This window comes from Leptothoe sp. PORK10 BA2, from assembly GCF_034932105.1.
Taxonomy (GTDB): domain Bacteria; phylum Cyanobacteriota; class Cyanobacteriia; order Phormidesmidales; family Phormidesmidaceae; genus Leptothoe.
Window position 1 is genome coordinate 1 of the sequence record NZ_JAYGIG010000140.1, and the last position, 22,808, is coordinate 22,808.

Genomic DNA, 22,808 nt, shown 5'->3' on the forward strand with positions numbered 1-22,808 from the left:
TCTTTTCCCAATCCGCTTTACTGACCTCGGGAATCGATGGGAGAGCCTTGTCTTTCATCCGCTTACTCTAGCAGGTACTCTGCTGATTGAAACTCTCACAACTCAGACCCCCTGAATGCTTACGTTGTTTTTAGATGGTCTGGGGCTAGGCACCGTTGGTCCCCACAATCCCCTGAGCGACCCGGGGACAATGCCCCATATCCAGTCCCTAAGCGGCATACCGCTCCTTGCGGGAGCCCATATCCAGCGTCCCAACTTTCTCCTTAAACCCATTGACGCCACCCTGGGCGTGCCTGGACTGCCCCAAAGCGCTACCGGCCAAACCACTCTCTACACCGGCCATAACGCCGCCAAATTTCGCGGTCAACACCAGACCGGATTTGCCAATGGCTCCCTGCGCCAGCTGATCGAACCCTATGGACTCTTTAAACAGGTACTAGCCCAGGGCGGCACAGCCACCCTAGCCAATCTCTATTCCCCCGCCTACTTTGAAGCCATTGCCCAGCGTCGATGGCGCTATTCAGTCTGCACATTGTTGAATATGACCGCAGGTTTAACCTTTCGCATGCAGTACGAATATGAACAGGGTGAAGCCCTATTCTGGGACATTACCGGCGAGATTGCCAGCTCCCGTGGCATTTCCACCGTCCCCATTACCCCCGAGGTAGCAGGCAATTATCTAACCACCTTGGGTAACCGCCATAGCGTGACTCTATTTGAGTGCTACCTCAGTGACTACGCTGGCCATAGCCAAGTCTATGACCGGGCTGTAGCGTGGCTACAACGCATCGATCGATTTCTAGCAGCGGTAATCGACACCCTAGGGCCAGACACCACCCTGGTTGTTGTCAGCGACCATGGCAATGTAGAAGACCTATCCACCAAGCGCCATACCTTCAATGCCGTGCCTTTGTGGGTCATCGGTCCTGCAGCTAAAGCATTCATCCAGGTGCAGGATCTTACCGGTATTACTCCCACCATCCTAGCCAATCTCTGCCAACCCCATGCCGCCACAAAAGATATTTAGTAACTGGACACTTTCTGTAGTTTTGAACGATGGTTCTCAAGTATGGTCAAAAGCTCTTGCGGATTAATGGGTTTAGACAAATAGTTAGCCGTTTCTGAGATATGAGGTAAATTTTGGGCCGCTGACTTCGTCTGTAAAATAACTGGCACTTTTGAGAGTCGTGGATGTTTCTCCAGAGTTCTAACAATTTCCCCGTCATTCCCGTTCGCCATCATGGCATCTAGGAAGATAATATCTGGCAGAAGTTGAGTAGCCATCTTAAGCCCCTTACGACTATTGTGGGTTAACACAACAAAATAGCCCTGACTTACGAGGGTCTGCCATATCAGTTCGCAGGCATCATCATCATCATCAATCACCAACACACATTCTGAATAGTGAGCCTTTGATGAATAGGAACTAGAGGTCATTAGAGTGGGCTTTGGCAGATGTTCATCATGGTTTGGCAGATGTTCATCACCATGATGAACATCTGTTACGATATCCGCCTCATTAATCACCTCAGACTCTTCCGAGGTGATTAATGGAGCTTTAACAGTCTGGGGAATTCTGAGGGTAAACAACGTTCCCTTATCGACTTCACTTTCAACCTTGACCGTCCCCCCCATGATTTGGACAAAACTCTTCGTGATGGTCAGACCCAGACCCGTACCACCGTATTCTTTGGTGGTGGAAGAATCAGCCTGGGCGAAGGCATTAAAAACTTTCTCCAGCTGCTCGGGCCGCATGCCAATACCCGTATCTTCAACACAAAAGTCTATCCATTTGCCATCCTCATCCTCAAATGGCATGACACTCATGGTGATGGTTCCCTTTTGAGTGAACTTGCTCGCATTGCCCAAAAGATTAAAAAGACTTTGACGAACCTTAACCTGGTCAGCATGCATCACGCCAACTTGATCAGAACATTGAATGTTCAGAATATTGTTATTTTTAGCGATTACAGGCTGCATAGTTAAAGCGACATCATCGATCAAGGGCATCACCTCAAACGTTTCCAGATGCATCTCTATGTGGCCAGCTTCTACTTTAGAGAGGTCTAGGATATTATTAATTAGACCCAACAAATGTTTGCCAGCCCCCTGAATTTTCTGTAGCTCCGGAATAAAGTCCTCTTGACCCATATCTTCCGCATCCTCTTCCAGCATCTCGCTGTACCCAATGATGGCATTGAGCGGCGTCCTTAACTCATGGCTCATATTGGCCAGAAATTCGCTCTTTGCCCGACTTGCCTTCTCTGCCTTTGAACGCTCGATCTCAGCGTTTCTCAGCGTTTCATCTGCTTTTTGGAGAGCTTCATCATTGGCTGCTAGACTCAGTGTTAGCTGGAATTCAGCTTTTTTATAGGCACTGATATCCTGCCAGGAAATGGACAACCCCTGTTGGGTGGGATTCAGCCGAAACCGAAGCCAACGAAAGCTGGATGTGAACTTGGTTTCAAATGTGACCACAGACTGTTGAGCCATGGCCTGCTGGTAGTAGTGTTTTTTATCCTGCCCCAGTTCTGACGAAAACATTGCCCAAAGAGACTGACCCACTAACGCTGATACTGGCTTACCCAACTCTTTGGCGGCTTGGGTGTTGGCATGGGTAATCAGCCATCGATGATTGACAGTGACCAAAGCATGGTCAATGCCCTCCAATAGGGCGCTGGTAATTTGTTCTGTTTTTTGAGCTTGTTGGGTGCGCATAGTCAGACCAACAATGCCCCCTACCACACCGGCAAACCAAACAGCGGCTCCTAGCTGAAACAACTTAGCTTGGGCATTGGCTGCTTTAAATGCAGCTTCATAGATAATGGATAAATTTTGGATTTGTTGAGTCGTGGGTAAACTCAATAATGACTCAGTGATTTGATTCACCTGCTGTTTACTCTCTAAGAGAGTTTTCATGTGCGTGAGAGCCAGATCGATATCATTATTTCCAACGTTGCCACCGTCAATTAGAGCCTGAATCTGAACTATTTTAGGTTGGATTTCTGCCGTCCAAGCCTGATCATTAGACAGGCTATAGAGGAGGATTTCTTCAAAGAGTTCTGTGAGCATGAGGGACATTCTCTCCTCTTGGTCACCGGCCTGTCTGATGTCATCTATTAGGTCAGTTAACAGCAGTAACGATTCTTTTGAGCGCAAGTCTTGGGCTTGAAATTGCTTGGTAAGATCGGCTTTTTTGTCCAAGAGCTGAGTCGTTTCTCCCAGAATCGCTTCGAGCTTTTGTGTATTGCGAGAACCCATAAACCTAGGCGGTTCAGTTAACTGTTTCTGCAGTGTTTGGAGCCGAGCTAATTCTTGGTTTATCGGTTCATAGGAGGGTTGCAACGTCAGACGAGCGGCTAAAATAGCTTCATTGACCGCCAAATCGCTTTGCAGTTGCGCTGAAAGATTCTGCTGATAGATTAAATGACTCTGATTGGAAAGTAAACGACCTTTGGCCAGCAGCCCCATCTCAATCAGTACAGCCCCCAACAAAGTAGCAATTTTGATCGGTTCCTGCTTCATATCACCTTCCTTGAGAAATTAGCGATCAGTGCGACTAGAAGCTGCAGACCTTGATCAGTATCCTTTTGTTGTAAGACATGGCACAGTGGATACTCGATCATGATTTAACTACTGGTTGGTCGTTGAAGACGTTGCTGATCTTTGGGATCATTAGAATCTGGAAAATCCCGACATCATGCCCATCTTCTAGATCGGTTCACCGGATAAATCAGCACCGACAATGAAAATTACAGGGATGACAGAGAGACCTCCCATGCAAGTTAAGTTCGATCAGAACTATGGGTTGTAAGGATGATTTGGGATAACACATATCAATACAGATAGACTAGACAATAATCTGGAAAAAACGGAGCGACACCTATAGTAGCGATCTCTACGATATTCTTTAAAAATTTACTTGAATCCTGTGAACTCCTCAAAACCTTTGCTGCTAATGCTTTGAGAGGCATAGGGAATATGAATTTTCTGGGTTTTGAGGCATTGTGACTCATTTTCAGAGGCTGAAACCCTTATTCCTTCGTTGACTGGCTAGTATGTTCCAAGTTAAAAACGTGCCTGTAATCGACGATAGGTAAGGATTTCAGCAAAACACAAGACTCGAGGAATTTACTGCCCAGAGTAATCTCTACGATTTCTTTAAGAATTTACTGTCCAGGCTGATGGGTTTTTAGATGCCGATTACCCGATTTGACCCAACGCTACATCCCTTGGCATTCGAATGGATATTTGAACCTAACGAACAGCAGCTATGTTCGATTCAGACAGATCCACAATATTGATCGAAATTTCATAAGTTCTTCTTTACGAATTTGCTCTCTGATTTAGCATTCCGTAGCCCCACGAGAAGGAAAAATAAAATTAATGAGTCCATAATTTTTTTAATCGGCAAAAGTAATCGCGCTGGAAAGTTTGTGACTAAAGACACAATTCAAATTTCTGCAGTTGGTCAAGTGATTTCAATATCCCAAAGATCGCGATTCTGCTAGACCACGGGTACCACCCCGACCAACTGACCGATGACCGAAGCGCTTAAGGAGGTGTATCCGAAGATCATGAGTAAGATTAAGTTTGAGTTGTCCCCCAAGCCTTCCCAGGCAGACAAAGCGACGCAGAGAAAGGTCGATTTGTCCCTGTGGCAGTTCGATGGGGGATTGAACGATCTAGCGCTTGGATGGAGCGTTGCAAGATTTTGGCCAAGAACTTTGAGAGAACCTTGATAATGCGACCAATAAGCTTAACCTATGCTTCGTCAGGCTAATGCTCAAGAGCATTGCATCTGCTTCTCAGAGATCTCAAATAGGCTCTTTAGAGAGTGAAGTAAAAAGAGTGAAGTGAAAAGAGTGAATACACAGGTCCATACCATGTGCTGATTTTGTTCTAAGGCTAGAAACCCATGCAGTACTTCATGCAAAAGCCGATAACCTATCCCCTCCTGGGAGGGGCTCCGGGGTGGGTTGACCGCTGGCACTAGTACTCGAAAGCCACCCTGCCTAACGGCAAACCTCCATCGAAGGCAGACCTAATGCAGTGGGCCGCTGGAATGATGGACTACCTGGACCGCCTCTTAAATGCTGGAACTGTTGCAGTTTCCATCAACAGTCAGGTGGGATTTTGCTTAATGGCCCGGACCAGGCCAATAACTTTTTTCGATACGTCGGGCAAAAGGTCTCCTAACGTTTTGATAATGTTATGAATCCCTTCACTACCTCCGGCAATTAAGCCAGTGGTCAGAATCAAATCCAGTACCCTAAACAGGTAAAAGCGAAAAATCTCCAACACCGACGTTGGGACAGGGAAATCGAACGCACCTTCTAGAGATCTCACCCCCACCAGTCCAATCAATAGCCCAAACCCAATGGCTGCCCTCAGAAGGTTCTGTCGCACATGGTTTTTATAAACCCAAAGGTTTTCTTTTGCATTGGATAAGCTGAGTTTCATTGCCTGAATACGTTCGCCTGGAGCACTATCTCCAACCTGGGCCTCAACCTGGGCCTCAACCTGGGGCAATAGGGTCTGGAGTTCTGCCTGAAATTCCTCTACCTTGACCGCCAACCGTTCTTTTTCCGGCGAGAAATAAACCAGCTTGTATACCTCTAGGGCACGCTCTAAAAAAAGAGCCACGATAATCAGGATGGTCAGCTGTTGGAGGACAATTTTAATCAGCAGGGGCTGCAATGAAGGGATATCCATGGGAATCAGAAGATAAAGCAAGCCGCCTACTAAACCGGTATAGAACGCATAACGGGCAAATTTTAGTAAGGAGACGCGGTCCATGAGATCGCCACTGCAATAGAGGTTTGTTAGAGCATTCTATTATCCATCGCAGATTGTCTAGAACTTCTATAGATTCTTCAGGGTCCCTTTGTGGATGGCTCTACCGGTTCTTCTGACTCATCCATTAAAGGGGCTTCGTACTCATTCGCTAAAGGGCCTTCTGGCTGATTTACCAATGCCTGTACAGAGCGAGGTACCCGATCAATCGGCTCAATGGTGTCTAAATCATCTCCCGTACCAGCCCCCAGGGTTTTGAACTTGCGGGCACTGACCAAAACCCGGCTTTCCAACGACCCCACCGCTTTATTAAAACTATCGACGGTGGTGTCTAACCCCCGCCGTACCTTTTGTAAATGGCCGGTAAACACCCGTATGCGCTCATAGAGTTCTCGCCCCAGCTGACTAATCTGCTGGGCATTTTCCGTTACGGCATCCTGTTGCCAGCCATAGGCCACCGCCTTCAGCAGGGCAATCAACGTGGTGGGGGTGGCTAAAATTACCCGCTGGGCGATGCCGGTTTCAATCAGGCTGGGGTCTTGCTCCAGGGCAGCGCTAAAGAAAATCTCCCCCGGCAAAAACAACACCACAAACTCAGGGCTGGGCTGAAACTGATCCCAATAGGCCTTCTGACTCAATTGTTGAATATGCCGCCGCACCTGCTGGGCGTGCTCCTTCAGCTTTGCCAGCCGCTGGGGTTCATCCATGATGTCCAAGGCCTCCAGATAGGCGGACAGGGGAGCCTTAGCATCTACTACAATGCGGCGCTGTTGGGGCAGCTGCACCACCATGTCTGGCCGGAGGGCACCGTTGTCCGTCACCACCTGCTGGCTAAAGTCGCAGTGCTCTACCATGCCCGCGATTTCCACCACCCGCTTCAGTTGAATTTCTCCCCAGCGGCCTCGCACGTTGGGGGCCCGCAAAGCCTTGGTCAAGTTGGCGGTTTCCGTTTGTAACTGCAGCTGCCCCGTGGCCAGGTGGGTGATCTGCTCAGTCAGCTGACTGTAGGCCACTAGGCGGTGGCGCTCCAACTCCTGCAAATAGGTTTCCACCTTGGTCAAGGAGGACCGCAATGGCTGGACCAAACCATCAATCGCCTGCTGGCGCTGCTGTAGTTCACTGCTGGACTGGGTGTGAAATTGTCCCAGCTTAGTTTGGGCTAAGTTTAAAAAGGCTTCGTTGTTGGTCTGTAAGGCTTGGGCCGAGAGTACCTTAAAGGCGTCTGACATCCGGTCTCGAGCCTGGTGCAATAAGGACAGTTTTTCCTCGGTGGCCTGCCGTTGCTCCTGGAGCTGGGTGCGGGCCTGGGTCAGATCGGCCAGCAGCTGGCTATGGTCTGTTTGCAGCTGCTGCACCTGGGCTTGCAACTGTTCTGTCCGGGCGGCTTTGGTTTCAGCGGCGGCCTGGTGGGCGGTTGCGATCGCACCCACCTGGCGCTGTTGTTCTAGACTCGTTTGCAAACCCTGAATCTGCTGACGCAGATCCCTCAGCTGTCCATCCTTAGTATGTAATTGCTCCACCATGGTGGCCCGTTCCGCCACCAAATCATTCTTAGCGCGCTCCCGTACGGTCTGGTAGCGCAACTGCCAGACCAACCAGCTGGCTGCAAAGCCTGCCCCCGCCCCCGCCAGAAAAATTACCGGCCACTCCATAGGCTAAGTACATAATTACTATTGCACCATAGGGTAACACCCCATCCAGTAATCGCAAAATCGGCTGCCCATCAGCCTAGCAACCAGCCATAAAGCTTAAGGGTTTTAGGAGATCACGTTCATTCCGTTACGGCTACCGGGTACCTTCATAGAAGGTATGAATAAGTATTGATATTAAGTAAAGCCAAATACGGTCGTCGTAGTTTGTTTTAGCCTAGGCCCCCATGCAAAACTTAAGCTTCTCCTAGGAAAAACTCAGAGTTTCAACTTTGATCTAGTTTATGTTTTGATAAGAGCTGGCCGGACCACAATAGGCCCAACCATCCATTTTCATCCACTGTCGCGATTCAATTCATCAAGAGCCTTATAGGGAATGACCGTTAAAAGCCCACCAGAGAAACCTGTCAGACCTCCAATATTGGAAAAGCTGCCCAACTATGGTACCCAAAGCGCTGAATGCCCCCGCCGGGCCAAAACGCAGCTGGATTTCATTATGCTTGCCGTCGAGGCGCTGGAACTGAATGCAGCTCAGCTGATGCTAGCCGCCATCAGAGATTTGGGTTTGCAGGATATCCTCAAAAGCCGGGTTCATCTATGGCGGTTGCGGAGTACCAACCCCCTACGAAAGTTTAACCAGCGCCAACCCCTCTCCCTAGAGGAAGCAAAGGCCCTGGTATTGGTGGTCTGTTACCTCTGTCGAAAGCTAACAGTGCTGATTCGCCAGCTATTTTTGGGCTATCAGCAACTGCAGGATAAGCAACTTTCCCTCGATCACCACTTTCGTTTGGCCCAATACCTGACCCGATTTCGCTCCCATTTCCGGGCGCGGATGAATCCTAAACGAGCCATGGTGCTGACCTACAGCACGGATGAAAAATTAGACGAGCTAGCCCTCTCCTTATTAACTCAGTTGCTATTATGTACCGGCACCCGGGGTGAAGAACGACTGTGGACCAGTCTGTTTGACGGAGAGGTATCATGACCATTAAACGTCAGTATGTGCTGCCCAACTGCAGCTTAATCTTAGAAGGACTCAGCACGGACGCGTCCGATGTGCTGTCCATTTTGGCCAATGCTGAATTTAAAATTATCGGGGTGGAGAAATCCCTCCAGGGCGGCTCAGATTTTTTTAAGGCCCTGATTGTGGCGGTGAGTGCCTATTGCCAGCGTTTGCTCAGCGGTCTTGAGCATCCGGCACACATGTCTTCCCAGACGTCCCTCGTGGCGGTGGAACCGGATTCAGGTCAATATCATCGCCTCATCCTTAAACCTGAGATCCTGGATGATATAGCGCGGGAATCCCTAGCTCACTCCGAGGCCAAAACTATTAAACTGTCTACGGTACAGCTGTTTGACATGGCTGAAGCCATCGATCAGTTCTACGCTGACAACCAAACCCTGCCGGACTTGTCAGTCAAATTGGCCCCCCTTCCCCGCCGGTATGTTAGAGCCTCAGAGCCCCTGGCCCAACGAGCCATCCCCCCCCTATTGGGGGCTGGTACCCTGGCGATCGCAGCCTTGGGACTATTCTTCTTACCAGTACCAGAACTGGTCGAACCCGAGGGTCTAGATCAGCAGAATACTGCTGCCCTAGAAGATACCTCGCCAGCAGCGGGTGATGAGCCCGAGCCCACTGCTGAGCCCACTACCGAGCCTGCTACGGATGCCACTGAGACCCCAGCCGATCAGGCTACGGTCGATGCACCGCCGAGTCCGATTACCGATAGTGCTCAGCTGGCAACATTGCAGCAGCAGGTGCAGCAGCAAATTACCGGCAAGTTGTCCGGTGATGCCACCTTTGAGCAGCCCCTCAGCTATCAGATCTCGGTCACTCAAAACGGCGATATTGTTGGCTATAAACCCTTAGATACGGCCTCTCTAGAAGGGATAGACAGCACCCCCCTTCCCGGCCTGACCTATGTTTCCACTGAGGATGCGATCGCAGAATCAGTGGCTCAGTTTGCCGTCACCTTTGCCCCTGACGGCACGGTTAAAGTCCTGTCCGATCAAATTGTCACCCCTGAAACCGTCACCTCCGAACCCGAACCCCCAAGTCCTGGCGCAGAAGACAACAAAATAGAACCGTCAGCTAGCACATCAGCCCCCAGAGAAATTAATGGTGAAACCAGTAATGAAACCAGTGGGGAAGTGGCAGATAGTTCACCTCAATCCGCCAGTACAGCAGGAAATCTAGGAGCGTTGGTAGCTCAACCGATTCAAGATGCCGATCGCATTTACGAGCTGAATGAGGAACTGCGACGCACCATCATTAACGCTCGAGCCAACGATTGGTCTGGCCCAGAATTGCGTTATCGTGTCCGCCTAGACAGCGACGGTACCATCACTGGTTATGAAGCCGCTAATGCACCAGCCGAGCAATACGCCAATGAGTTTAAGCTCCCCAGTTTAGTTAAAGTACCTGCCACCGAGAAACCCCAACTCGATTTTCTGGTCGTCATTAATGACTCCAGGGTCGTAGAGGTTAACCCTTGGAATGGATGGCCACGATAAACCCGAACTATCCCCAACGCTGCCAGTCCCCTCCCCTGCCCGCCGTCCTTGGGTAAGCTATGGGACAGATATCCTACTGGGGTTGGGGCTACTGCTGGCGGCTATGCCCATGGCCTGGTTGTTCGGCACGGCCATAGCCAGAGTCATCGCCGCACCAGCCAAGCAAATTCCCCTCCAGGAAGTCATCCTGCGTCGTACCAATCGTGTGATTACCGAAATCCAGCGCTTGCCCAGTCGCTGGCAGCCCGCACCGCCACCAGAAACTCGCATCGAACCCATTCCCATTCCCACCCAGCCCCTGGATCCCCTAACCCAGCCCCCGGCTGCCCTAAATAATCGAGAACAGCAGATCGCCAAAGAAGAACTAGCCGCACTCCAACAAGAATTTGAAACCATCCACAAACGGTTATTAGACCTCGAAAGCAAACTCGGCCAGGCTCAATCCACAGCAGGGGTGGAAAGTAGACTAGCTAGTCTAGAAAAGCGATTGACCCCAGCGCCAAAACACCCCTCCGCCACCCTACCGGTTCAGCCCCAAACCTCAGAAACCGCTACCAACCCACCGCCAACCGATGATTTGAAAACTCAACATCCTTTACTAGAGACCACCGAACTCAAAATCACCCTACCCAGCGATGCCCTCTTTGCCCCCGGCTCGGCTCGGCTCTTAACCACTGCCCCCGGTCTGCTCGCCAGTATTTTTGAAGACCTAGCCCAATACCCCCATGCCACCATCCTGATCGGCAGCTATACCGACGACCAGATGGAACCCTCCCAAAGCCTAACCCTAGCCTTTCAACAAGCCACCGCCCTCAGGGCCTATTTATCCGGCAATCTACCTGACCATCGTTGGGTTACCATCGGCTATGGTCAAAGTCACCCCCTCACCGACAACAGCACTCCCCCCCTTCGTCAACGCAATCGCCGCATTGAGATTGCCATTGATCGTCGCTAAAGTCAGGATGGTAAACCCAGTCCCAGTTAAAACCTAGATTAAAACCTGTGGCTTGCCCTCAGCCAAAACGACTTTTCTAGATAACCGTTCTGGACCTGGCCAAGGTTTAATCAACCGACTAATGCCGTAACTTCCACCCCTGTGTCCCCCCCGCAATGAAAATTGTCTACTTTGGTACCCCTCAGTTTGCGGTACCTAGTCTGCTCCGTCTGCTCAACGATCCAGATTTTGATGTGGTCGCCGTTGTCACCCAGCCAGACAAACGGCGAGGTCGCGGCAGCAAAATGACTCCATCCCCTATCAAAACAGTGGCCACAGAGGCGGGTATTCCCCTGTGGCAGCCGCAAAAAATCAAGCAAGATACGGCAACCCTTGACCTTCTAAGATCCTGTCAAGCCGACGCTTTCGTAGTGGTGGCCTATGGACAAATTCTCTCCCAAGAAATTTTAGATATGCCCAGGTTAGGGGCGATTAATGGTCACGGGTCCATCCTGCCCGCCTACCGGGGCGCAGCCCCCATCCAATGGAGTCTTCACCATGGCGATGCTGAAACCGGTGTGACCACCATGCTGATGGATGCTGGCATGGACACCGGGCCCATGCTACTCAAAACCACCATGCCCATTGGGCTGCTAGACAATGCCTGGACCGTGGCCGAAACATTATCCCAACTAACGGCTGAGTTACTCCCCAATACCCTGCACCAACTCGACGGTCAGACCCTTCGTCCCATCCCCCAAACCCCAGCCCAGGCCACCTATGCTCCACTGATCAAAAAAGCCGACTACACCATCGACTGGCAACGTTCTGCCCTCGCCATCCACAATCAAGTGCGCGGTTTTTATCCCAACTGCGTCACCCAATTGCGTCAGCAGCCCCTCAAAATCAGTGAAACTATTCCCTTAATTGAGAACGTTTGGCCCCAGCTCCCCCCGGATTACCAGCCCCTAAAGGACCTGTACCGCACCCTGCAACCCACCCCACCTGGCCAGATTGCCGCCCTTTGGAAAAACTATGGTCCGGTCATTGCCACAGGCGAAGGCTACCTATTACTGCGTCAGGTACAGCCCGCCGGCAAAAAATCCCAATCGGGCTGGGTCTTAGCCAATGGCAATCGGTTGGCCGTCGGCGAACAGTTAGGGACCCCCTAAGGGACCGTATAGGGGGCAAAAAATAATTAACTAGGGACCCCCTAAGGGACCGTATAGGGGGTAAAAAATAATTAACTAGGGACCCCATAGGGACTGTGTAGGGGGTAAAAAATAATCAACTGGGGACCCCATAAGAACCCTGTAGGGGGCAAAAAATAATCAACCAAAAGAAAAGCCCCTGGTAACCAGGGGCTTTATGATGTCCAGAAGAATGCCAGCCCGAGCTTAACCAGCTACTAAATAGCCCTGAAACGTTGCCTTACGGCGACGTAAATGCTTCAGCGCCTGCTGCTCCAGCTGGCGGACCCGCTCACGGCTAATGCCCATGCGCTGTCCAACCTTGGCCAGGGAAAGCTGAGTACCATCCGTGAGGCCAAATCGCAGATTGATCACCTCTTTTTGCTGGGGAGTCAGCTCTGTGAGCATATTGCGAATATCTTGCCGCAAAGACTGCTGCATCGTGTAATCCTCTGGGGATGCAGTGTCATCCTCCAGTAGCTCCTGCAGCTCAGTATCCTGGTTATCCCCAATGCGCACATCGAGGGAAATAGGCTGACGGGACATGGTTAGATATTCCCGCACTTGCTCAGCTGTCAACTCAAGCTCCTGACCAATTTCACCTACCGTCGGACTACGACCCAGCTTTTGCGCCAGAACCCGCTGTTCACGCTTGATTTTATTCAGCTTCTCAGTAATGTGAATCGGCAAACGAATGGTCCGCGACTGCTGAGCAATGGCCCGGGTAATCGCCTGACGAATCCACCAGTAAGCATAGGTGGAAAACTTGTACCCCTTCATGGGGTCAAATTTTTCCACACCGCGTTCTAGCCCTAAGGTACCCTCTTGAATCAAATCTAGAAACTCTAGATTACGCTTCTGGTACTTCTTGGCAACGGCCACCACCAGCCGAAGATTGGCCTCAATCATTTTACGTTTTGCCCGCTGGCCATGCAGGAGCTGATGAGCTAGCTCCGTTTCGGAAACAGCAGCAGATTCTGCCCACTCGGCCCGATTCGCATCCCGACCCAGTTCTTCGTCTAGCGTCTCCTTCATTTCCTGTAAAGCCATCAGACGCTGAACCTGCTTACCCAAAACAATTTCCTCTTCATGGGTAAGTAGAGGTATACGGCCGATCTCTTGAAGATAGGTACGTACAGTATCCGTGCTAAACGTAACTTGGGCAGTTCGTTTTGGGGCTTTCAGCTTGGACATAGCTCTTAATGGACCTCCGCTGGAAAAGTGTGTCAGTGTAAGGAATGGTCTTAAACCTTGAGACCGTGGGTTGAATTGTTTTAGATAGTGGTCTGTAACGGTATACGCAGAGCACAACAAACCGGATTGCAATTGGGTAAATTGCCTTAAATTCCGTCTCGAACGCCTAGGTCAAGGCCGAACATGTACCTATATTTCTGAAAAACGAACTCAAGTCGGATTCATTATGAGTTTAATTTTACCCTGGCTACTGGGTTGAATTAACTAGATGAAACATCTCTCATAGAAAGCCTAAACAGCTCTCACAAAACACATCTTCATACTCATTACCCTAAATTAATCAGATGAGAAATAAACATCAGCTAAACTTAGAGTTTCCTGAGAGATTCAGGGGTAAACGACAATCTCCACGTCGTCAGTATCACTCAGACAGTTGAGTACACAGGTGCGGTTTTCCTTGGGCAATAACCGAACTAACAAGGCCACCTACAGATTATCTTTTACATTCGCCTTGGATATATTTTGCTAACCTACCCAATTGGACGATTAAGTAATGCAAAACTCTAGAGGTAATCCAGGAACAATTCTGTAGCATTTGGAACAACTTCTGTCTTATTTCGAGACTAGCCTTAAGAATTCATACGCACCACAGATGATATGAATAGAGGTCTATGAATGAAATAAATACTGCTCTTTTGCCTCCAATACAAACTAAAAAATTACTTGAGATAGCCTGGTATCGGAAAATGGTATCATGATTAGTTCAAATGAACTATATTAGCGAGCGATTTAGCTTAAAAATATTTACAGGAACTATGCTTGATTAGCAATAAGGAGCATTCGTAACTCGTTTACAGCTGGCTTAATTATCAGTAATTACTGAGAACCCGATGTAATGAGGCAGCTTCAGGAGAACAGGAAAACCATACTTGGCGGCATTGTAACCATAGTTTTGGAGTTAAATCCTAATTGCTGTGACACCTATGTCAATTTCGAATAGTGTCATAGCCATGACCCTTATTGCTAATCATAGTCTTTAAGGATGGCGGGCGTCATCCCTTGAAGCCTAGAAAATACGGACTAACCTGGGTAGTTTCACCATCAACATGGGCCAAAGCCATCTCAAATTTGGGCTGGATTTGGGCTGACCTGCCAGCCCCATAGCTTCACCACACAAGCCTTCCCCATGTCCAGAACGGTCGTTTTTCCGGAGAGAAAACTCCAGGCTTCAACTTGGAGGTGGTTTATGCCAGTTAATTGATCAATGTTCGTAAATAATTTCTATCAATGGATATTTTTACGGCATCCTGAGGCCAGGATGCCTTTCAATAAGTATGTTCCTAGTCAAAACCCCATAGTTTCCAAAAAGGGTTGGTCGTCAAGAATACCTAAGTTTTCTCGGTATTCTAAAAGTCTGTGTATCATTGGGCACCTTGAGCTTGGTTGAGTACCCATGATCTATTCAGCTGATCAAGAAATTTTATGGCTTCGAACAAATCTTCCAGTGGTTCATCTTCCCAATCCAGTCACAATAACGATCCAGGGTTTTGGCAACAGCTGGACAGGGACTTTCCTTTTAAAGGGGTGGATGAAGAACAACTACGTCAACAAACAGAACAATGGGTCACCTGTGCCAGTGAACTATTGGGAACACCCCCCTCGCAGGTAAAAAAGACCACCAAACGTTAAGCCATGGCCTGGCAATGTTGCCACCCTAGGTACAGCGCTCGCGGTACGTGGAAGCAGCCTTTCCACTTGCCGCCTTTTAAGGACAATAAAACATCACCCTGACGATTTAGATAGCCAAACCACTCTCCATGCTCTGGATCGTTAAATCGTGACCAGGCATAGTTATGGACAGTGCAATACCACTGCCAGCAGTCTTCTCGTTGGGTAAGACGATAGGCTAACAATAGGGCCACCAGGGTTTCTAAGTGGACCCACCACAGTTTTTGGTTCCACTCTAACTGCTGGGGTGGATGCCCCTTGCGGTCCAAAAAGTAAAAAATACCTCCGTATTCGGGATCCCATCCTCGCTCCAGAGTTGCCAGGGTGGTATCAATGGCTCTGTTAATCAGGGCCGTATCCTGCCGCCGCTGGCCAATATCCATCATGAACCACATGGCTTCGATGCCATGGCCCGGATTAAGCAACCGTCCTTCGAAACAGTCCAAGGGTGAACCATTGGGGGCAATGTGCTCATAGACCAAACCCGTCTCGGGCTCTAAAAACTCTCCCATCACAGAATGAACGGTCTGATCCAGCACCGCGTCTAGACGTTCAGAGGTCAGTAACCAATCCATTTCCAGGGTAAGATTCGCCAAAATCATCGGCACCGCTAGGGACTTCATCGGGCGAGTCCCCGGGTAAGCCTTGTTGTACTGTCCCTTTGGGTTGTCTTGACGACGCAATACGTTGTCATAGGCCTGCAGGGCAATATCCTTAGCCCTGCTATCACCACTGGCCTGGGCATATTGGCTAAAGGCCATGGCCGCAAAGCAATCGGAAAAAATATTGTAGGGCTGCACCAAGGGGCGACCTTGGCGATCTAGAGAAAAGTACCAGTTACCGGCCGGATCGCGACCATGCTGGACTAGGAAATCCACCCCGTGGCGGGCCACCGCTAGCCAATCAGAACGCTGTTCTAACCGGTTGTATAACATGGCAAACGTCCAAACCTGCCGATTTTGCAGCCAGATAAATTTATCGGTGTCATAAACCTGGCCTTGCTGATCTAAACAGGTAAAGTACCCCCCATATTCATGATCTAAAGAATACTTCTGCCAGAACGGCAAAACAGACGCCAACAACGTGCTCCGATAGAGCTCGGTCAGGGCATTAAAATCACGGGCAGATAAACGTTCGATGAGCATTGGAATCAGCGTCGAAAAGCAGCGTAAAATTTACGTAATTACACTATCTCACCCTTTTCCTGGTTTCACTTGGGATACATCAGATTAGATTGGTTAGTTCAGTATTGATGGGGGAATTCTATGGCCGTGAGGCATCAACGGGGCACCTACCCAATGGAATAAGTCATTACTGGATATTTTTTATGTTGACGTCTGATGAACTAACCGAACTTAAGTATCAAGAGATTTTAGGCTACCAAGAAACTGTGACCAATGCGGCTATCAATAGTAACGTCAGTAACGTCTTCAGCCTGGCCAATCCCCAAATAGGTAGTCTTTTTACGGCGCTCATCACTAGTTTATTGATGAGTTGCTGCGCTATGATCTTCATGCCGAGTCCAAGCCACAAAAATCAACGCTGACAAGGTTTAAGATAGCAACGGTAAAGTTTCTGACTGCTGATAGGGTATTTTTGTCAGCATATTTTCCAACTTTAGGCGAACATTCTGGCCATTAAGGAAAAGAATGTTGTTGGAATACTGAAAGGAAAAAGTTAGGCTGTACTATTGATTGAGAACCTGAGTTTTGCCCTAATGGCAATTTGAGGGTAGCCAAGATTGATTAGGAAATCCTTCGAGTATGGCAATACGGCGGCGAGAAGTACTAGCAGGTCTGTTTGCAACGGGTAGCTTAGCGACATGGGGATTAACCAGTAAAGCGGCCCATGCCTACGACGTGACGATTACCCCTACCGCTCCCCAGTTAGGGGATACCATCTCGGTGATTGTGCAGGCTAGGGATAGCGCCACTCCTGCACCGACGGTGATGGCAAAGGGTAAAGCGTATGCCAGCTTTCCATTGTCTAATAATCGTTTTCGAGCCTTTATTCCCACTAGCCCCCTCGATTCTCCGGGGAGTATGACCATCCAGGTGAACGGTGCGGAGGAAACCCGTAACCTGACGGTGGGTCTGCGGAATCGGAGTTTTCCTACCCAGCGGATCACCCTGCGAGGCAGTGGCAGCCTAGGAACAGATCATGAGTTTGACCGGGTGGATGCGTTTAAACAGCTGGTCAGTCCTGAACGACATTGGAACGGTCCGTTGCTCCGTCCAAGTGAGGGGCGGGTGAGTTCTGAATATGGTGTGCGGCGTTATTACAATGGCGAATTTGCTGAAGATTATTACCATCGTGGGGTGGACTATGCTGCTGGTACGGGTACTCCGGTCGTAGCACCGGCGGCTGGGTATATTCGCTTAGTCGGTCGTGTAAGTGATGGCTTTGAACTCCATGGCAATACCGTTGGCATCGATCATGGTCAGGGTCTGTTGAGTATCATGATTCACCTCAGCCGGATTGATGTGAATGAAGGTGACTTTGTGAGGGCAGGTCAGCGTGTGGGGGCGATTGGTTCTACAGGTGCTGCCACGGGTCCGCATTTGCATTGGGGGCTATACATAAACGAGGTGGCGGTAGACCCAGTGCCCTGGCGCTATGGCGGTTTCGAATAAGATACAGTGCCTGTCTGAATAGTAATTGCCAACAACAGTAATCGCCGTGTTGTTGTTGGCGGTGATCTATAACAATCCCACCATCATCCCCGGGCATTTTGTTGCAGATGATGATTGGTAGACCTGTTGCAAAATAGAGGGTAATAACGCCAGTGCCTCCATGGCGAGTTAGCGTCCTGCTTATACATCAGCTGGGCGTCAGAAAAGTCCAACAGGCAAAATCAATTTAAATCTTGCATACTAATCAAGGAATAGCTCCCCTGTGATCCCATGCAATATCGTCGATTTGGCCGCACAGAATTACAAATGCCGGTGTTTTCCTGCGGTGGCATGCGGTACCAACATTCCTGGCAAGACGTACCGCTATCTAAGATCCCAGCAAAAAATCAGCAAAACCTAGATGCTACGATTCACCGCGCTGTGGAGCTGGGCATTAACCACATCGAAACCGCTCGTGGCTACGGTACTTCGGAAATTCAGCTGGGTAAGGTGCTGCCTACGTTGGATCGCGATCGCATCATCGTTCAAACCAAAGTCACCCCCCGCGCAAACCCGAAAGAATTCCTCGCTACCTTCGAAACGTCCATTCAAAACCTACAGCTGGACTATGTGGACCTGCTGGGGATTCACGGCATTAATACCCATCAGCTGCTGGACTGGACCCTACGCCCCGGCGGCTGTATGGACGTGGTGCGGGACCTCCAACGGCAGGGCCGTGTGCGCCATGTGGGCTTTTCGACCCATGGCCCGACGAATGTCTTGGTGGACACCGTTAACACCGGGCAGTTCGACTATATGAATCTGCACTGGTACTACATTTTTCAAAATAACTGGCCTGCCATTGAAGCGGCACAGAAAAACGATGTGGGGGTGTTTATCATTAGCCCGTCGGACAAGGGTGGTCATCTGTATGCACCGCCGCCGAAGCTGATGGATCTATGTGCCCCACTGAGCCCTATGGTGTTTAATAATCTGTTTTGCCTGAGTCATTCCCAGGTGCATACTCTGAGCTTGGGGGCAGCCCAGCCCAGTGACTTTGACGAGCATATGAAAACGCTGCCGCTCATAGACCGGGCGGATGAGGTGTTGGCGCCGATTTTAGCGAAGTTGGAGCAAGGTGCGATCGCAACTCTAGGCGAAACCTGGTACAAAACCTGGAATGTCGGCTTACCTACCCCCGCCGACACCCCCAACAGCATCAACATCCCCATCATCCTCTGGCTTGGCAACCTGATGGACGCCTACGACATGACCGAGTATGCTGCGGCCCGCTATAACCTGCTGGGTGGCGGCGCTAGCCACTGGTTTCCTGGTTCTCGGGCCGATAATGTGGCCTCGTTGGACCTCAGCCGCTGCTTACAGCACAGTCCCCACCAGGATGTGATTCCCCAGCGGTTGGCGGACATTCACCAACGGTTGGCTGGGGCACAGGTTAAACGCCTGTCAGAATCGTAGAACTTGCCTAACCATAAGGGGCTATTGCGTTTAGAGTATTGGGCAGGACTACCAGGTACATGATCATGTCTCTTACCTCTATTTCCCAAGCCTCCACGGCTCCACTTTGGTGGCAGATCCAGAGACCTGGATCCCTAACGCTTCATAGTCTCCAAATTTAACCCGGTAATCATCGCGCCAGTGGGTTAAAACGACTTCTAACAACAACTTGATCGATTGACCTCAGCTGATCATCGATTCTCTCTCCCATCTGGGCTCATGGACGATTTAACGCTCATCTAAAACAATAATGTTGGGTTCCCGCGTCATTCGAAATTTTAACAATTGCCTTGTTACAGCGTAACTCGATCTATCAAAACTATGACTCAATTCGAGTAATAGTAGTCACCCTTGGATCAATAATTTTCTTGCCCAACCCCGGAAACTTAATCGCTAGACATATTTTATTGCCTGCTCCAAAAATATGGGTAATGCTCCCTTCCCCAAAGGCATCATGCATCACCTTTTCCCCCACCCCCCAATCATCCTCATGGGTACCCGGCTTGTGTACCTTAGGTTCAGGATTCTTCAGCTTTGCCGACTGCTTCGACATTACCTGCATCTTCGGCAACGTTGTGGCCGTATTCGACAGAATATACTCCTCCGGCAGCTCACCCAAAAACATGGAGGGCGTTGCCATTTCCCGCATGTTGCCATAGAGCCGTCGTTCGCGGGCATAGGTCAAATACAACCGCTCCTCAGCCCGGGTAATGCCCACATAGCAAAGGCGACGCTCTTCTTCGATAGCGGCGGCATCATCTAGGGAACGGAAGCTGGGAAATAGCCCCTGCTCCATCCCCACAACAAAGACAACAGGAAATTCTAATCCCTTGGAGGAGTGGAGAGTCATGAGGGAAACGCTATTGCCCTGCTTGTCATCGTCCATGTCTGAATTGAGGGCAGCGCTGGCTAAAAATGTGAGTAGCGTAGCGTCTTCGTTTTCTTCTTCGAATTGGATGACGGCGTTGTATAGCTCATTGACGTTCTGGATGCGGTCTAGGTCTTCGTCGGTTCCTTTTTCCTTCAGGGCTCGCACATAGCCAGAATCTTCGATCACCTCTTGCACCAGCTGGGAGGCGGGCATGGTTTCCACCTGTTGCTGCCAGCCTTGGATCATGGTGGCAAAGCCTACTACGGCTTTACTAGAACGACCGGCCAAGGTTTTGGCAGAGGTCTCGTCGGCCAAAATTTCCCATAGGGGCACACCCAACTCCACCGCAGCTTTTTCCAAGTTTTCCAGGGTGGTTTTGCCGATGCCGCGGCGGGGGGTGTTGATGGCGCGTTTGAGGCTAATGGTGTCGGCAGAGTTGGCGATTAGCCGTAGATAGGACAGGACATCCTTAATTTCGCGACGGTCATAGAACTTAAGTCCGCCAACAACTTTGTGGGGCACACTATAGCGGGTGAGAACTTCCTCAAAGGAACGAGACTGGGCATTGGTGCGGTACAGAATGGAAAAATCTCCCCACTTGAGTTCGGGATTCTGTTCCATCAGAATGCGGATTTGACCGACCACATAGTCCGCTTCCGCCCGCTCGTCATCGGCTTTGAAGCAGAAAATGGATTCTCCTGTGCCCCTGGTGGCCCTGAGGATTTTGTCAATGCGCTCGGTGTTGTGGTCGATCAGGTGGTTGGCCACTGCGAGAATGTTGGCAGTGGAGCGGTAGTTCTCTTCTAGCTTCACCATGGTGCGGGTGTCGTCGTCTGGCATCTCGTCCCCAAAGTCATTCTGGAAGTTCATCAGAATGGTGAAGTCAGCGGCCCGGAAGGAGTAAATGGACTGGTCGGCATCGCCCACTACAAAGACGGAGCGTTGGTCCCAGTCGTCAAATTTTTGGTTGGATTCGCCATTGGTGGTGAGGAGTCGCAACAGATCGTACTGGGTGCGGTTGGTGTCTTGATATTCGTCCACGAGGATGTGGCGAAAGCGTCGGTGCCAGTAGCCGAGGACCTGTTCATTTTGGCGGAACAGTAGCACCGGCAGACGGATCAGGTCGTCGAAGTCGAGGGCGTTATTTTGGGCGAGACCGGCTTGGTAATGGCGATAGACATCGGCAATGACCCGGCCTTTAAAGTTGGGGTTCTCTTTGTCATATTCGTCCGGGTCTAGGCCCTGGTTTTTGGCATTGCTAATAGCAAACCGGACGGAGCGGGGGTTAAACTTGCGGTCGTCTAAATTGAGTGTGCTGACGACAATATTTTTGACCAAGCTCTGGGCATCGGATTCGTCAAAGATGCTAAAGGTTTTGGTCCAGCGGTGCCCGGCGCGACTCTGGTACTTCTCAACGTCAAAGCGCAAAATGCGGGAACAGAGGGCGTGGAAGGTGCCGATCCACAGGTCCTTGATGAAGGTTTTGTAGACGTAGGAACGCAGCTGCACCTGTTCTCGCTCGGGCAGCAGATGCAGGGGCTGTCCGTGGCGGCCCATGGCTTCTTGCTCGGCAAAGAGCCGTTCGATGCGGGCTTTCATTTCCTTGGCGGCCTTGTTGGTAAAGGTGACCGCTAGCAGATTCTCGGGATCGACGCGATGGTTGAGGATTAGGTTAGCGATGCGATAGGTGAGGGCGCGGGTTTTGCCGGACCCAGCCCCAGCGACCACGAGCAGCGGTCCACAGTAATGTTCGACGGCCTGGCGTTGGGCGGCGTTGAGCTGACTGAGGAAATCGGAGGTGGGCATTAGGGCGCGAGGGGGCTTTCCGGTAGTGTATTGATTGAGCCAATCAGTATCCTAATGTAGCGGATAAATCCTATCCCAGTTGAAACCTGAATCTTCCTGTAAGAAGAGTCGACTGTGATGGATGGGGAGCAGTGAGTGGATTCGTTGTTAGATAGCAGATGGGGGTGACCATGGCCAGTGACATAACGGGAAAGGCGGCGATTATTGGCTGTGGCTATGTGGGGCAGGAGGTGGCGCGGCTCTGGCGGCGGCAGGGGTTGACGGTGACGGCGACCACCACGAGCCCGGAGCGGGTGGAGGAGTTACGGACGGTGGCGGATCGGGTGCTGGTGCTGAAGGGGACGGACCCGGAGGCAGTGCAGGACTGTTTGGTGGATCAGCAGGTGGTGCTGGTGTCGGTGGGGCCTAAACGGGGGGCGAACTATGGTGAAACCTATTTGGGAACGGCTCAGACATTGGCCCAGGTGTTGCCCCATACGGCGGTGCAGCAGCTGATTTATACGAGTACCTATTCGGTGTATGGACAGCACCAGGGAGCGGTGGTGACGGAGGAGACGGGGGTAGAACCGGCGACGGCAAATGGTGAAGTAATTGCGGCAGCAGAACGGACGTTATTGGGGCTGTCGGGCCTGGATGTGTGTGTGTTGAGGCTGGGGGGAATCTACGGGCCGGGGCGGACGCTGGAGCGGATTTATAGTCGGGCAGCGGGGCAGACGCGGCCAGGGACTGGGGATGAATGGGCAAATTGGGTGCATCGGGAGGATATTGTGGGGGGCATTGAGTATGTGCGATCGCACTCCCTATCGGGCATTTACAACCTGGTCCAGGATGAGATTCCGACGGTTAAGGAATTGATTGATCGGGTTTGCGATCGCTACCACCTAGCCCCTGTTACCTGGGACCCAGCCCAGCCCAGCGCCAGACCCTACAATGCTAAGGTTTCCAACGCCAAAATTAAGGCAGCAGGCTACCAGTTTATCCATCCTAGTTTTTTCTAAC

At 50.5% G+C, this 22,808-nt stretch carries 15 protein-coding genes and 1 pseudogene; 10 read left to right on the forward strand and 6 right to left on the reverse strand.

The annotated features are described in order from the left end of the window. Positions 1-115: 115 nt before the first annotated feature. Positions 116-1,027, forward strand: coding sequence for an alkaline phosphatase family protein (locus VB741_RS22560; RefSeq protein ID WP_323367470.1), 912 nt, complete (start codon positions 116-118; stop codon positions 1,025-1,027). Here the strand turns inward: VB741_RS22560 and VB741_RS22565 are convergent. After that, the gene (locus VB741_RS22565) at positions 1,024-3,525 is read right to left on the reverse strand and encodes a DAHL domain-containing protein (RefSeq protein ID WP_323367471.1); all 2,502 of its coding nucleotides are present in this window, start codon (positions 3,523-3,525) and stop codon (positions 1,024-1,026) included. The two genes, VB741_RS22560 and VB741_RS22565, sit on opposite strands and share 4 nt — an antisense overlap. Before the next feature lie 946 nt (positions 3,526-4,471). Between VB741_RS22565 and VB741_RS26510 the strand changes: the two are divergent. Beyond that, a pseudogene (locus VB741_RS26510) lies at positions 4,472-4,860 on the forward strand (hypothetical protein); the annotation flags it as partial. 264 nt (positions 4,861-5,124) lie between these two features. Here the strand turns inward: VB741_RS26510 and VB741_RS22570 are convergent. Both VB741_RS22570 and rmuC read right to left on the reverse strand, forming a co-directional pair. Next, positions 5,125-5,715 carry a hypothetical protein gene (locus VB741_RS22570; protein WP_323367472.1) on the reverse strand — a complete coding sequence of 197 codons (591 nt, stop codon included), beginning with the start codon at positions 5,713-5,715 and terminating at the stop codon, positions 5,125-5,127. Between the two features lie 161 nt (positions 5,716-5,876). After that, positions 5,877-7,448: a DNA recombination protein RmuC gene (rmuC, locus tag VB741_RS22575; protein ID WP_323367473.1), complete on the reverse strand. Its 1,572-nt coding sequence runs from the start codon at positions 7,446-7,448 to the stop codon at positions 5,877-5,879. Between the two features lie 373 nt (positions 7,449-7,821). Between rmuC and VB741_RS22580 the strand changes: the two genes are divergently transcribed. The 4 genes from VB741_RS22580 (at position 7,822) to fmt (ending at position 12,065) form a co-directional block, all read left to right on the forward strand. Continuing rightward, complete coding sequence (locus tag VB741_RS22580) at positions 7,822-8,430, forward strand: DUF3038 domain-containing protein (protein WP_323367474.1); 609 nt, start codon at positions 7,822-7,824, stop codon at positions 8,428-8,430. After that, positions 8,427-9,959: a DUF4335 domain-containing protein gene (locus tag VB741_RS22585; RefSeq protein WP_323367475.1), complete on the forward strand. Its 1,533-nt coding sequence runs from the start codon at positions 8,427-8,429 to the stop codon at positions 9,957-9,959. Before VB741_RS22580 ends, VB741_RS22585 begins: the two co-directional genes overlap by 4 nt. After that, complete coding sequence (locus tag VB741_RS22590) at positions 9,943-10,914, forward strand: OmpA family protein (RefSeq protein ID WP_323367476.1); 972 nt, start codon at positions 9,943-9,945, stop codon at positions 10,912-10,914. Before VB741_RS22585 ends, VB741_RS22590 begins: the two co-directional genes overlap by 17 nt. Before the next feature lie 155 nt (positions 10,915-11,069). Next, a complete protein-coding gene (gene fmt / locus VB741_RS22595) occupies positions 11,070-12,065 on the forward strand; it encodes a methionyl-tRNA formyltransferase (RefSeq protein ID WP_323367477.1) in 996 nt (331 codons plus the stop codon). A gap of 225 nt (positions 12,066-12,290) precedes the next feature. Here the strand turns inward: fmt and VB741_RS22600 are convergent, their stop codons facing one another. Continuing rightward, positions 12,291-13,277, reverse strand: a complete 987-nt coding sequence (locus VB741_RS22600; RefSeq protein ID WP_323367478.1) for an RNA polymerase sigma factor, RpoD/SigA family — start codon at positions 13,275-13,277, stop codon at positions 12,291-12,293. A gap of 1,482 nt (positions 13,278-14,759) precedes the next feature. On the opposite strand from VB741_RS22600, the gene VB741_RS22605 reads away from it, so the two are divergent. Continuing rightward, positions 14,760-14,966, forward strand: coding sequence for a hypothetical protein (locus VB741_RS22605; protein WP_323367479.1), 207 nt, complete (start codon positions 14,760-14,762; stop codon positions 14,964-14,966). Here the strand turns inward: VB741_RS22605 and VB741_RS22610 are convergent. Next, positions 14,963-16,150, reverse strand: a complete 1,188-nt coding sequence (locus VB741_RS22610) for an AGE family epimerase/isomerase (RefSeq protein WP_323367480.1) — start codon at positions 16,148-16,150, stop codon at positions 14,963-14,965. The genes VB741_RS22605 and VB741_RS22610 overlap by 4 nt on opposite strands. Positions 16,151-16,768: 618 nt before the next feature. Here VB741_RS22610 and VB741_RS22615 point away from each other — a divergent pair. Both VB741_RS22615 and VB741_RS22620 read left to right on the forward strand, forming a co-directional pair. Beyond that, positions 16,769-17,638, forward strand: a complete 870-nt coding sequence (locus tag VB741_RS22615) for a M23 family metallopeptidase (RefSeq protein WP_323367481.1) — start codon at positions 16,769-16,771, stop codon at positions 17,636-17,638. Between the two features lie 270 nt (positions 17,639-17,908). Further along, positions 17,909-19,093 (forward strand): aldo/keto reductase, encoded by a 1,185-nt coding sequence (locus VB741_RS22620; protein ID WP_323367482.1) that lies wholly within the window; start codon positions 17,909-17,911, stop codon positions 19,091-19,093. 358 nt (positions 19,094-19,451) lie between these two features. Here VB741_RS22620 and pcrA read toward each other — a convergent pair whose 3' ends face one another. Continuing rightward, a complete protein-coding gene (gene pcrA, locus VB741_RS22625; protein ID WP_323367483.1) occupies positions 19,452-21,809 on the reverse strand; it encodes a DNA helicase PcrA in 2,358 nt (785 codons plus the stop codon). A gap of 170 nt (positions 21,810-21,979) precedes the next feature. On the opposite strand from pcrA, the gene VB741_RS22630 reads away from it, so the two are divergent. Further along, positions 21,980-22,807: an SDR family oxidoreductase gene (locus VB741_RS22630; protein WP_323367484.1), complete on the forward strand. Its 828-nt coding sequence runs from the start codon at positions 21,980-21,982 to the stop codon at positions 22,805-22,807. Position 22,808 lies beyond the last annotated feature (1 nt).

Coding starts and splice junctions, on each gene's coding strand:
- VB741_RS22560 (WP_323367470.1), top strand. CDS start 116: ATGCTTACGTTGTTTTTAGATGGTCTGGGGCTAGGCACCGTTGGTCCC.
- VB741_RS22565 (WP_323367471.1), bottom strand. CDS start 3,525: ATGAAGCAGGAACCGATCAAAATTGCTACTTTGTTGGGGGCTGTACTG.
- VB741_RS22570 (WP_323367472.1), bottom strand. CDS start 5,715: ATGGATATCCCTTCATTGCAGCCCCTGCTGATTAAAATTGTCCTCCAA.
- rmuC (WP_323367473.1), bottom strand. CDS start 7,448: ATGGAGTGGCCGGTAATTTTTCTGGCGGGGGCGGGGGCAGGCTTTGCA.
- VB741_RS22580 (WP_323367474.1), top strand. CDS start 7,822: ATGACCGTTAAAAGCCCACCAGAGAAACCTGTCAGACCTCCAATATTG.
- VB741_RS22585 (WP_323367475.1), top strand. CDS start 8,427: ATGACCATTAAACGTCAGTATGTGCTGCCCAACTGCAGCTTAATCTTA.
- VB741_RS22590 (WP_323367476.1), top strand. CDS start 9,943: ATGGATGGCCACGATAAACCCGAACTATCCCCAACGCTGCCAGTCCCC.
- fmt (WP_323367477.1), top strand. CDS start 11,070: ATGAAAATTGTCTACTTTGGTACCCCTCAGTTTGCGGTACCTAGTCTG.
- VB741_RS22600 (WP_323367478.1), bottom strand. CDS start 13,277: ATGTCCAAGCTGAAAGCCCCAAAACGAACTGCCCAAGTTACGTTTAGC.
- VB741_RS22605 (WP_323367479.1), top strand. CDS start 14,760: ATGGCTTCGAACAAATCTTCCAGTGGTTCATCTTCCCAATCCAGTCAC.
- VB741_RS22610 (WP_323367480.1), bottom strand. CDS start 16,150: ATGCTCATCGAACGTTTATCTGCCCGTGATTTTAATGCCCTGACCGAG.
- VB741_RS22615 (WP_323367481.1), top strand. CDS start 16,769: ATGGCAATACGGCGGCGAGAAGTACTAGCAGGTCTGTTTGCAACGGGT.
- VB741_RS22620 (WP_323367482.1), top strand. CDS start 17,909: ATGCAATATCGTCGATTTGGCCGCACAGAATTACAAATGCCGGTGTTT.
- pcrA (WP_323367483.1), bottom strand. CDS start 21,809: ATGCCCACCTCCGATTTCCTCAGTCAGCTCAACGCCGCCCAACGCCAG.
- VB741_RS22630 (WP_323367484.1), top strand. CDS start 21,980: ATGGCCAGTGACATAACGGGAAAGGCGGCGATTATTGGCTGTGGCTAT.